The 14,020-nt window shown below is 64.7% G+C and carries 8 protein-coding genes and 2 pseudogenes; all 10 read left to right on the top strand.

What is annotated here, in order from left to right:
• Positions 1-32: 32 nt before the first annotated feature.
• Positions 33-1,169 (top strand): DNA replication/repair protein RecF, encoded by a 1,137-nt coding sequence (gene recF, locus QJT78_RS16415; protein ID WP_028151113.1) that lies wholly within the window; start codon positions 33-35, stop codon positions 1,167-1,169.
• Positions 1,170-1,289: 120 nt separating this feature from the next.
• Positions 1,290-2,063, top strand: coding sequence for a hypothetical protein (locus QJT78_RS16420; protein WP_049807927.1), 774 nt, complete (start codon positions 1,290-1,292; stop codon positions 2,061-2,063).
• 72 nt (positions 2,064-2,135) lie between these two features.
• Positions 2,136-4,304 (top strand): hypothetical protein, encoded by a 2,169-nt coding sequence (locus QJT78_RS16425; protein ID WP_038952301.1) that lies wholly within the window; start codon positions 2,136-2,138, stop codon positions 4,302-4,304.
• Positions 4,305-4,447: 143 nt separating this feature from the next.
• Positions 4,448-6,988, top strand: a complete 2,541-nt coding sequence (locus QJT78_RS16430; RefSeq protein ID WP_080586757.1) for an arylsulfatase — start codon at positions 4,448-4,450, stop codon at positions 6,986-6,988.
• Positions 6,989-7,192: 204 nt separating this feature from the next.
• Positions 7,193-7,447 (top strand): annotated as a pseudogene (locus QJT78_RS16435) (hypothetical protein); the annotation flags it as partial.
• A 139-nt stretch (positions 7,448-7,586) separates the two neighbouring features.
• On the top strand, positions 7,587-8,330 hold the full coding sequence (locus QJT78_RS16440; protein ID WP_028154287.1) for a hypothetical protein: 744 nt from the start codon (positions 7,587-7,589) through the stop codon (positions 8,328-8,330).
• 282 nt (positions 8,331-8,612) lie between these two features.
• On the top strand, positions 8,613-11,048 hold the full coding sequence (gene gyrB, locus QJT78_RS16445; protein WP_028154288.1) for a DNA topoisomerase (ATP-hydrolyzing) subunit B: 2,436 nt from the start codon (positions 8,613-8,615) through the stop codon (positions 11,046-11,048).
• A gap of 275 nt (positions 11,049-11,323) precedes the next feature.
• Positions 11,324-11,791 (top strand): hypothetical protein, encoded by a 468-nt coding sequence (locus tag QJT78_RS16450; protein ID WP_028154289.1) that lies wholly within the window; start codon positions 11,324-11,326, stop codon positions 11,789-11,791.
• A gap of 114 nt (positions 11,792-11,905) precedes the next feature.
• Complete coding sequence (gene murA, locus QJT78_RS16455; protein ID WP_014491005.1) at positions 11,906-13,201, top strand: UDP-N-acetylglucosamine 1-carboxyvinyltransferase; 1,296 nt, start codon at positions 11,906-11,908, stop codon at positions 13,199-13,201.
• Between the two features lie 208 nt (positions 13,202-13,409).
• Positions 13,410-14,020, top strand: a pseudogene (locus QJT78_RS16460) (IS5 family transposase); the annotation flags it as partial.

Below are 14,020 nucleotides of genomic sequence, written 5' to 3' on the forward strand. Positions count from 1 at the left end.
ACAAGGCCGGGCATGACGAAAAGCGGATTTCCATGACCCCCTCCCGCATTCAACGCCTGACGCTGACGCATTTTCGCAATTATCGGGCGGCGGGGCTCGAGACGGCGGTTGACATGGTGGCGCTGGTCGGACCGAACGGGGCCGGCAAGACCAATTGCATCGAGGCGATCTCGTTCCTGTCGCCGGGCCGCGGCTTGCGGCGCGCCACGCTGGAGGATGTCGCCGACAACCAGGGCGACGGCTCCTGGGCCGTGTCGGCGCAGGTCGAGGGCGCGCTGGGGCTCGCCACGCTCGGCACCGGCATCGACGCGCCGCGCGCGGACGCCGCAGTCAGCCGGCGCTGCCGCATCGACCGCGAGCCGGTGAATTCGGCCACCGCCTTCGGCGACCACATCCGCATGGTGTGGCTGACGCCGGCGATGGACGGGCTGTTCATGGGCGCGGCCTCCGAGCGGCGGCGCTTCTTCGACCGCCTGGTGCTGGCCATCGACAGCGAGCATTCCAGCCGGATCTCCGCGCTCGAACGCTCCCTGCGGTCGCGCAACCGCCTGCTCGAGACGCGCAATTACGACGACCATTGGTGTGATGCGATCGAGCGCGAGACCGCAGAGCTTGCGGTCGCGGTCGCCGCAACGCGCGGCCAGACCGCAGCGCGCCTCACCGGGATGCTCAACGCACGCGCGCAGGCATCCGCGTTTCCGTCCGCGCAAATCGCGCTGGACGGCTGGATGGAGAACGCGCTGCTCAACGAAACCGCGACGTCGGTCGAGGACCGCTACCGCCAGATCCTGCGCGACAATCGCCCGCGCGACGCCATCGCCGGCCGCACCACCGACGGCCCGCATCTCACCGATCTCCAGGTGATCTATGCGCCGAAGAGCATGCCGGCGCGCGATGCCTCGACCGGCGAGCAAAAGGCGCTGCTGATTGGCCTCGTGCTGGCACATGCGAGCCTGGTCGCCGAGATGACCGGCATCGTGCCGCTGCTGCTGCTCGACGAGGTCGTCGCGCATCTCGATCCGAACCGGCGCGCGGCGCTGTTCGAGGAGCTGCGCAAGCTCGGCGCGCAGGTGTGGCTGACCGGCGCTGACCCCGCCGCCTTTGCCGACATTGGCGCAGGCGGCGACGTCTTTGACGTCGAGAGCGGACGTGTCTCCGCCCGGCGCTAGACCGCGCCGTTGAACCCGGCCGTTTGCAATCGCGACTAGCCTTTCGAGGCCACGGCGATGCCTGTCACGGCCTTCGCCAGCGCGCAAATGACGTCACGCGCGAAAACCCTGGAGAAAGAGATGCGGACAGTAAGGACCGGGGCGCGAGTCCCGGCTCAATGGCTGGCGTTTGCGTGCGGCCTCCTCTTGCTTGCCGTCTGCATGCTCGCAGCAAGCGCCAGCGCCTGGGTGCCGCATCTGTCGCCGCTGTTCGCGTCGGCGCTCACGCCGGACCCCGCTGCCAAGCTGCCCGCGCCGACCCGCTACAGCTACCGAGGAACGCACACCACCGTCGTCAAGGGCGTTGAAACGCCGCTCCGCACGAGGCTGGAGGCCACCGTGCCCGCCGAGCTCGGCGACGTCCTCGCCTTCTACCGCACCGAGCTCAGCAAGCTCGGCTGGCAGGAGCAGCGCGATGGCGCGGTGGTCTCCGCCGATCACGTCAAGCTCGCCTTCGCCTCCCCGCTCGGGCCTGGCATGCTGGCGCTCGACCGCAAGGACGCCAGCACCGCCGTCAACCTCGTGCAGAAGAATGCATCTGTCGCGGCCAATGCGAACGTGATGCCCGAGCCCGGCCAGGCGAAGCTGGTGTTCTCCAATATCAGCGAAACGGAAGCCACGCTCACGATCAACGACCGGACCATCAAGCACGCCGCCGGCGCCTACGCGGTTTCGCTGGATCTGCAGCCCGGCCAATATTCCTACGAGGTGAGCGTGCCGGGCCATCCAGCCGCGACGAACATCCTCAACTTCGCTGCCGGAGATACCTGGGAGCTTACGGTCGGGCGCGACGGAGAGGCATGCCGCTCCTGCTGTATTGAACCTCCCGGGTTTCTGCCGCGACTTCTCGTCTGAGGCCGCGCCGACGGCGTCGCAGCCTGCAAATGCGCACGCCCGAGCCGTGCGCGATATCCTGGAGACGTGACGATGTCGATGATCCCGCGCGGGACCCAAGTCCCGGCACGATGGCAGCTGCTTGCCTGCGGCCTTGTCCTGATGGCGAGCTGCTCGATCGCGGCCGCCGCCGACGGAGGCATCGTCGACGTCCATGCGCTGCCGCAGCTCGAGGGCGCGGTGGAAGACACCTCGCGCCCCGATCCCTACCGCGTCGAATACCGCATGCCAACGCCGGAAGCCGTGACATCGCCGGCGGTGAAGAAACTCCTGAGCGCCGACGGCTGGGTGCCCTATGTGAGGCCACTGGAGGAGAAGAGCACCAATCTGAACTTCAAGAAGGGACGGCAGGGCCTTTCGGTTCACTTCACGCAAGCCCTCGGCCGGCCCGATCAATCCGTGGTCTACTACACGACCGACCGGATCTACGGGAACGTGCCGTTTCCGGACGGGGCGAGCGACATCATGTTCGACGGGACCCGGCCCTATCTCGGCTGCATCGCGCCCAGCGCGCTCGATGCGACGGCGGATTTCTACGCCGGCCAGATGGCCGCGATCGGCTGGCAGAAACTCACGCCGGAAACCGCCGCGCGCTGGACGACCAGCCTGGACGAGACCGTCCCCAACGGCTTGCGCACATTCTACGCACATCCCGATAGCCAGGAGACCGGCTTCTACCGGCAGAAGCCCGTGATGCTGACGCTGACGCGCCGCGACGACGGCCGCACCAATGTCGACATCCGCGTCGCGCCGTTCGCGCTCCCCGCCGACCTCACGGCCGACAGCGACGCCGCCGGCCTGCCGAGACCAACGTTTACCAAATGGTCGAGGGGCCTCGGCACCGCAAGCTCCAACAAGCGCGAGATGTCGGCCGCCGCGATGGCCGAGCTGCCCGCCGTGCTGGCCTTCTATCACCGCGAGCTCGCCGCGCGCGGCTGGCAGGAGGATGGCAGCGCGCCGCTCGCGCCCGGCGACGAGGTCGCGATCAAGATCTCCAACGCCGAGGAAACCGGCGTGCTGCGGCTCGGCCGCAAATATGATTTCACCATGGTCAGCTTGACCGCGCAGGTGAAGGACTCCGCGCTTGCCGCCCGCGCCAAGGCGAAGAAGGAGGCCGACGAGAAGTTCCTTGGAGATGCGCTAGGTGCGGCCAAGCAGCTCATCGCCGCCGACGAGGCCCGCCGCAAGGTGCAGGCCGCCGGACTCTCCGATGCGCCGCTCAATGTGCTCGTCGACAGCAAGACACCGGTGCCGCTGCCCGAGACCGCCGAAGGCGTGACGTTCGAAGGCGGCGACGGCCGGCTCGAATTCTCTTCCACGTCGAGCGTGAAGGCGCTCGGCAGCTTCTACCGCGCATCGCTGAAGAACGCGGGCTGGAAAGAGCAACCCTCCGTCATCAACCAGCCCAACATGGCGGTGATGGAATTCTCCAAGGCCGGCAAGTCGATCTCGATGACCGTGATGCAGATGGGCCCGAAGGTGAATGTCAGCGCCACCGGATCCGGCCTCATGGTGGCTGCAGCGAAACCGGTTGAGGCCAAATCGGCAGAAGCAAAGCCGGTGCAGACCAAGTCGGCCGAGCCGCTGAAGCCCGATCCCGATTCCGCCCTGCCGGTGCCGACGCAGCGCAGCTCGAGCGGGATCAGCTCGACGAAATTCCCCGGCAGCGACCAATCGTTCCGCAAGGAGCTTGAAGCCAGCATTCCGGCTGAGCTCTCAGACGTCCTCGCCTTCTATCGCGCGGAGCTCACCAAGCGCGGCTGGCAGGAAAAGACTGACGGCGCGACTGTTACCGCCGAGCGGGCTGAGCTGGCGTTCACCTCGCCGGAGGGTCCGGCCATGCTGAAGCTCGGCCGCGCCAGGGAGGAGACAACTGTCAGCCTGGTGCAGCGGAATCCGCAGGCAGCGGCAAAGGCCGACATCATGCCCAAGGCGGGACAGGCCAGGCTGATGCTCGGCAATATCGGGCCGAAGGAGGCGTCGCTCACGATCAACAAGCAGACCATCAAGATCGCGGCCGGCGCCGGCGGCCCGCAATCGCCGAAGGGCCCGATGCTCGACCTGCCGCCCGGCAAGTACCAGTACGCGCTACGCATGCCGGGTCAGCCCGCCCGCACCGACACCCTCACCGTTGCCGCCGGCGACGCCTGGGGCCTTCTGGTGGGCCCGAGCGGCGACGTGCTTCCGCTGCAAATGTATTGAGGTGCGACGAAGCAGGTGCGCCCACGCGCAGCCGGCGTTTCGGACCCGTGGGCGGAAAGTTGATCTAGATCAACAGAGCGTTGCGGCATTGCCTCCCGAATAGACGTCAACAGGGTTCTGACGTCTCCAAGAGGGAGCTTGCAATGACCTGCACCCGTCACGTTGACGATAGCTCAAAGCCAGAAAGCCGCTTACTAAACCACCGCAACTTGCTGCTTTGCGGCACCGCACTGACCGTCGCTTTTTTGCTGTGCGCCCTGGAGACGGCCAGCGTCGCGCAGCAAACCACCGGCACGCCGGGTTCGCCGAGCGCCACGACAACCATCGATGGCAAGCAGCTTCCGCCTGAACCTCCGAAGTTCGAAGGCGTGATCAAGGAAGATGCCACGGACTCCAAGCCATACTGGCCACCGTCCGTTGTGCCGCCCAAAGGCGCGCCGAACGTGCTGCTGATCATGACCGACGACCAGGGTTATGGCGTGACCGGCACCTTCGGCGGCGTGGTCCCGACCCCGAACATGGATCGCATCGCCAAGGCGGGCCTGCGTTACACGCAGTTTCACTCGACAGCGCTCTGCTCGCCGACGCGGGCAGCGCTGATCACCGGCCGCAACCACCACTCGGTCGGGTTTGGCGTGATCGGTGAAATGTCCACCGGCTATCCGGGCTACGATTCCGTCATTGGCCAGGAAAGTGCGACGATCGGGACCATTCTGCGGGATAACGGATTTGCCACCTCGTGGTTCGGCAAGAACCATAACACCCCAACCTATCTGTACAGCTCGGCCGGGCCGTTCGACCAATGGCCGGTCGGAATGGGATTCGAATATTTCTACGGCTTCATGGGCGGCGAGACCGACCAGTGGACGCCTTACCTTTTCCGCAACACGAGCCAGGTTTTTCCATGGGTCGGCAAGACCGGCTACAACCTCATCACCGACATGGCGGATGACGCCATCAACTACATGAACGGACTGAACGCGGCGGCGCCCGAGAAGCCGTTCTTCGTCTACTACGTGCCTGGCGGTACCCATTCGCCGCATCAGCCGAAGAAGGAATGGAGCGAGAAGTTCAAGGGCAAGTTCGACATGGGCTGGGAGAAGCTGCGCGAGCAGATCTTCGCCAACCAGAAGCGGCTCGGGGTGATCCCGGCGAACACCCAGCTCACCGCCTGGCCGGATGTTCTGCCGAAGTGGGACTCGCTCTCGTTCATCCAAAAGAAATTATACGCGCGCGAAGCCGAGGTGTTTGCCGGCTATGCGGCGTATACCGACTACGAAATCGGCCGCGTCATCCAGGCGGTCGAGGACATGGGCAAACTCGACAACACGCTGATCATCTACATCAGCGGCGACAATGGCACCAGCGCCGAAGGCACGCTCGAGGGCACTTTCAATCAAATGACCGCCTACAACGGCATTCTGAAACTGCCCGAAGCCGAGCAGATGCTGCATTACGAGGATTGGGGCTCCGACAAGACCTACCCGCATATGTCGGTGGCGTGGTCGTGGGCCTTCGACACCCCGTTCAAGTGGACCAAGCAGGTGGCATCGCACTTCGGCGGCACCCGGCAAGGCATGGCCATCTCATGGCCCGGCCACATCAAGGACGTCGGCGGCATCCGCAGCCAATTCCATCACATGATCGACATCGTGCCGACGATTCTGGAAGCCACCGGCATTCAAGCTCCCGACACTGTCAATGGCATCAAGCAAAGGCCCATCGAGGGCGTCAGCATGGCCTATACGTTCGACCAGGCCAACGCCAACGCGCCGTCAAAGCGCGACACGCAGTATTTCGAGATGTTCGCGAACCGCGGCATCTATCACGATGGTTGGTATGCATGTACGACGCCGCCTGCGCCTCCCTGGCTTCTGGGCACCGCCAAGCTGCCGGGGATCAATGAATACAAGTGGGAGCTTTACAACATCGCCGAGGATTACTCGCAGGCCAATGACCTCGCAGCGAAAAATCCCGACAAGCTCAAGGAGTTGCAAGCGTTATTCCTGTCGGAGGCGGCGAAATACCAGGTCTTTCCGCTGGACAACTCGGTCCTGCCCCGCATTGTGACACCGCGCCCAAGTGCGACCGCCGGACGAACCGTTTTCACATATTCTGGTGAGAACGCTGGCATCCCTGACGCTAACGCTCCGAGCCTTCTCAATAAGGATTACACGATCACGGCCGAGGTTACCGTTCCTAAGGGCGGCGCGGAAGGAATGATCGCCACTCTAGGCGGTCGCTTTGGCGGATACGCCCTCTACCTGCTCAAAGGCAAGCCGGTCTTCGTCTATAACCTGCTCGATCTAGAACGGTACCGCTGGGAAGGCGGCATTGGCGGTCGCGACTTGTTTACGGATGCGCTCAAGCCGGGCAAGCACACCATTGTATTCGACTTCAAGTACAACGGCCCCGGTCCGGGCAAGGGTGGCACCGGCGTACTGACGGCCGATGGCAAGCTGGTGGCCGCAAAGACGATCCCGCACACGATTCCGTTTCTTATGGCCATCGACGAAACGTTTGACATCGGCAGCGACACCCGCACGACGGTGGACGACAGCTACAAGCTGCCCTTCCGTTTTACCGGCAAGATCGACAAGCTGACCTTCAAGCTTGGCGCGACGCAGATGACGGAGGATGAGCAAAAGGTCATTCGACACGCGCTCGAAAGAGCGAGGGACTAAGCGCGACAGGTCGGGGCGATTCATGTCGGCCCCAACGCCACGACTTATCCTTCTTCGCTAGGAAATCGTTCGGCGGGATCCGCTTCGAAAGCCTGCGCGAAGCATCATCGCGTATAGAAGGGAGTGCCGGCAGTGGATTCTTCATTTGGCGCGCTGGATGCGTTCGCGTTTGTCATGTTCGCTGTCCTGATCTTTGTTGGCGTCGTCATTGTCGTCAGTCTGGGCGCGAAGGAGGCCACGCTGACGATCAACAAGCAGACGGTGAAGATCGCAGCCGGCGCCGGCGGCCCGCAATCGCCGAAAGGCCCGATGCTCGACCTGCCGCCCGGCACCTACCAGTACGCGCTACGCCTGCCCGGGCAGCCCGCTCGCAACGAAACCCTGACCGTTGCCGCCGGCGACGCCTGGGGCCTCCTCGTGGGGCCAAGCGGCAACGTGCTGCCGCTCCAGATGTATTGATCCCGCCGCCTGTGCCTGTAACGGCCAGGTTGAACCTGTCCGGTTGGTGGGGCGACTAGTCGTCCGAAGGCGGCGGCGACTGTGTCGCAGCCGCTGCATCGCGCGAAAACTACAACGTGCGACATCCCTGGAGAGCGGCATGACGACGGTGAGGCGCAGAACGAAGGTCCCGGCACGATGCCGGCTGTTCGCGTGCGGCCTCGCTCTTCTCGCGGGCGGCCTGGTCGCTGCAGGCGCCGGCGGATGGCTGCCGCACCCGTCCCCGCAAACTTCGGCCGCACTCACACCGGCGGATCCCGACGCCGAGATGCCGGTGCCGAAGCAACACAACGTCTCCAGCTCCAACACCACCCATATGACCGGCATCGAAATCCCGCTGCGGGTCGGGCTCGAAGCCCATGTGCCGGCCCAGCTCAGCGATGTGCTCGCCTTCTACCGCACGGAGCTCGCAAAGCGCGGCTGGGAGGAAAGGCCTGAAGGCACTGTGGTTGCCGCCGATCATGTGCAGCTCGCCTTCGCCTCCCCCAAGGGGCCGGCCACCCTGAAGCTCGGCCGCGCGCAGGACGAGACCATTGTCAGCCTGGTGCAGCGGAATACGGAGGCCGCGGCCAAGGCCAATTTCCTGCCGATAGCAGGACAAGCACGGCTGATATTCGGCTATCTCGTGCCGGACGTGGCTTCGCTCACGATCAACGATCAGACCATCAAGATCGCGGGCGGCGTCAATCACCCACAAATGCTGGATCTGCCGCCCGGCAAATATTCCTACAAGCTGGTCGTGTCGGGCTATGCGGTGCGCACCGATACCATCACCGTGGCCTCAGGCGAGGCCTGGTCCCTCAGCTTGGGCAACGACGACAAGAAGCCGGATCAGATCTACTGAACCCAGTGACCTGTTCAGAGGCGCCACGGCGCCTGGGAACGCGCTTCTCCGCCCCGCAAAATCCACGCCTTCAAGAGCTAAAAACAGGGCCTCGAATCGCCCTTTTCGCAAGCCCCAGAATCGGCCTTCGAGAGCCTTGAAAACTGGCTAAAAATCCCTATTTCGTCAAAGGGTTGCCGGAGGATACTTTGCGCTAGGCGCAAGCGGTCTTTCATGGCACAAATAGCCTGCAAATCAGCGCCTTTTGCGCGGCTGATTCGGGCGACATCTCGAAGGCCTCTCATGACAGAACCTGCTCGGCAGACGCCTGCCGAAAACGAGCCCTCCAATCCGAGCGATTACGGGGCGGAATCGATCCGCGTGCTCAAGGGTCTTGACGCCGTCCGCAAGCGCCCGGGCATGTATATCGGCGACACCGACGACGGCTCGGGCCTGCACCACATGGTCTACGAGGTCGTCGACAACGCGATCGACGAGGCGCTCGCGGGCCATGCCACGCGCGTCGACGTCGTGCTCAATGCCGACAATTCCGTCACGGTGCGCGACGATGGCCGCGGCATTCCCGTCGACATCCACAAGGGCGAAGGCATCTCCGCGGCCGAGGTCATCATGACCCAGCTCCACGCCGGCGGAAAGTTCGACCAGAATTCCTACAAGGTCTCCGGCGGCCTGCACGGCGTCGGCGTCTCCGTCGTCAACGCGCTGTCGAGCAAGCTCGGCTTGCGCATCTGGCGCGACGACAAGGAGCACTACATCGAGTTCGCCCATGGCGATGCGGTTGCGCCGCTGAAGGTGGTCGGCGACGCGCCGGGCCGGCGCGGCACCGAGGTGACGTTCCTGGCCTCGCCCGAGACCTTCAAGAACATCGAATATGATTTCGCGACACTGGAGCACCGGCTGCGCGAGCTCGCCTTCCTCAATTCCGGCGTCAACATCGCCCTCTCCGACATGCGTCATGCGGTCGAGAAGCGCGAGGAGATGCACTATTCCGGCGGCGTCGAGGAATTCGTCAAATATCTCGACCGCAACAAGAAGGCGATCGTGCCGGCGCCGATCATGGTGCGCGCGGACGCCAACGGCATTGGCGTCGAGGCCGCACTTTGGTGGAACGACAGCTACCACGAGAACGTGCTGTGTTTCACCAACAACATCCCGCAGCGTGACGGCGGCACCCATCTGGCCGGTTTCCGCGGCGCGCTGACGCGTCAGGTCAACGGCTATGCCGAGGCCAATGCGAAGAAGGAAAAGATCGCGCTGACCGGCGACGATTGCCGTGAAGGCCTCACCGCCGTTCTCTCGGTGAAGGTGCCCGATCCGAAATTCTCGTCGCAGACCAAGGACAAGCTGGTGTCCTCGGAAGTGCGTCCCGTGGTCGAGAACGTCCTCAACGAGGCGCTCCAGGCCTGGTTCGAGGAGCACCCGTCCGAGGCCAAGATGATCGTCGGCAAGGTGATCCAGGCCGCCGCCGCGCGTGAAGCTGCGCGAAAGGCGCGCGAGCTGACGCGCAAGAGCCCGCTCTCGGTCTCCTCGCTGCCCGGCAAGCTCGCCGACTGCCAGGAAAAGGACCCGGCGAAGTCCGAACTGTTCATCGTCGAGGGCGACTCGGCAGGCGGCAGCGCCAAGCAGGGCCGCAACCGCGAATTCCAGGCGGTGCTGCCGCTGCGCGGCAAGATCCTCAATGTGGAGCGCGTCCGCCCCGACAAGATGCTGGGAAGCGAGCAGATCGGCACGCTGATCACCGCGCTCGGCACCGGCATCAGCGACGAATTCTCGATCGATAAGCTGCGCTATCACAAGATCATCGTGATGACGGACGCCGACGTCGACGGCGCCCACATCCGCACGCTGCTGCTGACCTTCTTCTATCGTCAGATGCGCGACATCATCGACGGCGGCTACCTCTACATCGCCCAGCCGCCGCTCTATAAGGTCAGCCGCGGCAAGTCTGAGCAATATCTGAAGGACGAGCGGGCGCTCGAGGATTATCTGATCGACACAGGCCTCGACGATTGCGTCTTCATTCCCGGCGTCGGCGGCGATCGCACCGGCCGCGACTTGCGTTCGCTGGTCGATGATGCGCGCGTCGTTCGCAGCATCCTTCGCAATTTGCACAGCCGCTACAATCGCAAGGTGATCGAGCAGGCCGCGATCACCGGCGTGCTGAACAAGGCGATCTACGGCGATCCCGAGAAGGCCGCCGCGGCCGCGCAGTACATCGCCGGCCGCCTGGACAATCAGTCCGAGGAGGTCGAGCGCGGCTGGCTCGGCCAGTACGTGGAAGGTCAGGGTTTCCAGTTCGAGCGCACCGTGCGCGGCGTCAAGGAAGCCGCCGTCATCGACGCCGCCTTCCTGGGCTCGGTCGAAGCCCGCAAGCTCGACGAATACACCGTGAAGCTCCAGGACGTTTATGCCCGCCCCGGCAAGCTGCGGCGCAAGGACGTCGAGCACATGGTCTACGGCCCGGTCGACCTGTTCGAAGCGGTCACCGACGCCGGCCGCAAGGGCGTCACGCTGCAGCGCTACAAAGGTCTGGGCGAGATGAACCCGGAGCAGCTCTGGGAAACGACGCTGGACATCGATGCGCGCTCGCTGCTGCAGGTGAAGGTCAAGGAGGTCGACGAGGCCGACGACATCTTCACCAAGCTGATGGGCGACGTGGTCGAACCGCGCCGCGACTTCATCCAGGAACACTCGCTGAGCGCGACGATCGATATCTGAGGCCGCAACATTCACGAAGGGTCGTCGTGCCCGGGCTTGTCCCGCCTGCGCGGCCGAAGCCGCTTCGGCGAGGCGAAGGCCCGGGCATCCACGTTCTTCGTGCGACGCCGCAAGGCGTGGATGGCCGGGACATAGGCGAGCGAAAGCGACGCCGTCCTTCGGACGGCTATGCCCGGCCATGACGGGTGGAAACACCTCGGCTGAACCTCACCCCCCACCATCGCGACGAAGTGGCATGAACCCGTAAGGCCAATTCCGGCCGGGATGCGCCACGCATGACCAGTTCGGCGACCACCAGTTCCGCCCTCCCCTCCCGCCGTCTCGGCATCATCGGCAGCATTGTCGGTGTGCTGGCGCTGATGGCGGCGGTGTTGCCGCACTGGGTGGTGCCGATGATCTTCCCGCCGCCACCGGCGGACCAGGTCATCGTCGACACCGGCCATCGCATCAAGGACCGCGTGATCGCGCGGGTGAAGGGCGTGGAGTATCAAGCGCCGGAGGTCGAGAAATCGGCTGGGCGGAGCTGGAGCGAAGCCGCTTCGGTCACCGCAATCTCGCTCGGCCTGCTCGCCATCCTGCTCTCGGTCCTCGCGCTGATCTTTCGGGAGGAGCGGCTCCTTGCCGGCGTGGCTGCCACCCTCGGCACCGGCGCCATCGCGATCGAGATTTCCTTCGTCATGATCGGCGCGCTGATCCTGATCGCGATCCTGTATGTGGTCGCGAATATCATCGGGCTGCTTTAACCCTTTCGGGGCTGACGGACGGGCCCGGATTGCGGCCGCCACAATTGCTCCCGCGCTCAATTCTCTGTAGTTTCCGCCCGAAACAGCCCCACCCAACAGGACAGCGAGAACCCCGTGGCGCCCATCCAGTACATCGTCGAGGGCGGTCACCGGCTCTCGGGCTCGATCGAGCCGTCCGGCAACAAGAATTCGGCGCTGCCGATCATCGCCGCCGCCCTGCTCACCGAGCATCCGGTGACGCTGGAGAACGTGCCGCGGATCCGCGACACCGAGACGCTGGTCGAGCTGATCCGCTCGGTCGGCGCGGCGGCGGAATGGACCGCCCGCAATACGCTGCACATCCACGCCAAGAGCATCCGCGCCGCCGACCTCGACCCCGAGCTCTGCGTCCGTATCCGCGCCTCGATCCTGCTCGCGGGCCCCCTGCTCGCCCGCTGCGGCGAAGTGATGCTGCCGCCGCCCGGCGGCGACGTCATCGGCCGCCGCCGCCTCGACACCCATGTGCTCGCGCTCGAACAACTGGGCGCCAAGGTCACCGCCACCGATCGGCTCGAATTCCGCGCGGCAAAGCTCGCCGGTGCTGACGTGTTTCTGGACGAGCCGAGCGTCACCGCAACCGAGAACGCGCTGGTCGCGGCGGTCGCCGCCGACGGCGTCACCCATTTGCGCAACGCGGCCTCCGAGCCGCATGTGCAGGACCTCGCCAATTTCCTGGTCGCGCTCGGCGCGCGAATCGAGGGCATCGGCACCAACACCATGATCGTGCATGGGCCGGCGACGCTGGGCGCCACGACCTACCGGATCCAGCCCGATCATATCGAGGTCGGCTCGCTGATCGGGCTTGCGGCCGTCACGCGCTCCCCGCTTCGCATCGTGCGCGCCGGCGTCGAGCATCTGCGCTCGATCCGCATGGGATTCGAGCGGCTCGGCATCGTCTGCCGCATCGAGGGTGACGATCTCATCGTGCCCTCGAACCAGACGCTGAAGATCCAGGACGATTTCGGCGGCCACGTGCCGAAGCTGGAAGACCAGCCCTGGCCGGCCTTCCCGGCCGATCTGATGTCGATCGCGATCGTCACCGCCACGCAATGCGACGGCGTGATCCTGATGTTCGAGAAGATGTTCGAATCACGGATGTTCTTCGTCGACAAGCTGATCGCCATGGGCGCGCGAATTGTTCTTTGTGACCCTCATCGCGCCATCATCGCCGGCCCCAGCCGCCTGCGTGGCGCATCGATGATCTCGCCCGACATCCGCGCCGGCATGGCGATGCTGCTCGCCGCGGTCTGCGCCGAGGGCACCTCCACGATCAACAACGCCGACCAGATCGAGCGCGGCTACGAGCGCATCGACGAACGCCTGAACGCGCTCGGCGCGAAGATCAGGCGCGTGCCGGAGCGGAAGGGCTGAGGGGCTTCTTCCTTCTCCCCTTGTGGGAGAAGGTGGCGCGAAGCGCCGGATGAGGGGTTTTCTCCGCGAATCCAAATCAGATTTGAATTCGCGGAGAGAACCCCTCACCCGTCTCGCCGCTGTCGCGGCGAGCCACCCTCTCCCCTTGTGGGCCTGTTGCGTAATTCGTCAATTGTGATTCCCTAAGGCAAAGCCTCGGAGGGTAGCGATGGCGGTCAAGCGGACGGGACAGCCGAGCTTTGTGGAAGCGCTGATGCCGAAGGGCGCCGGCGCCAATGCAGCGCTGGATCGACTGGCTGGCCTGGTCAAGTGGTACCGGTTCGAGAAGCTGATCGGCCATTTGCGGGATGAAGGGGCCCCCGGTCGTCCGGGTTATCCGGTGCTGGTGCTGTTTCGTGCTGTGTTGCTGCAGTCGCTCTATGGTCTTTCAGCGAGCTCGAGGAGGCGCTGGGTGACCGGTTGTCGTTCAAGCGCTTCGTCGGTCTGAGCCTCGAAGATACGACGCCCGATCACACGGTTCTGAACCGCTTCCGGAACCAGCTCGTCGAACAAGGCCTGCTGGAGAAGCTGTTTGGCGAACTGGATCGTCAGCTTGAGAATGCCGGCGTGATCCTCAAGCGCGGCACGATGCTGGATGCGACCTTGATCCAGGCGGTGTCGGCTCCTCCGAAGGAAGATCGCCCCTCAAACGATCCTGACGCCCGGTTTGCCAAGCGGCAAGGCAAAAGCGGCTCGACCTTCGGTTACAAGGCCCATGTGGGCGTCGACGAAGGATCCGGCCTGATCCGCGCAGTGCTGACCACGCCCGCCAACATCAAC

This window comes from Bradyrhizobium sp. Mp27 (genome assembly GCF_029953005.1).
GTDB lineage: Bacteria > Pseudomonadota > Alphaproteobacteria > Rhizobiales > Xanthobacteraceae > Bradyrhizobium > Bradyrhizobium barranii.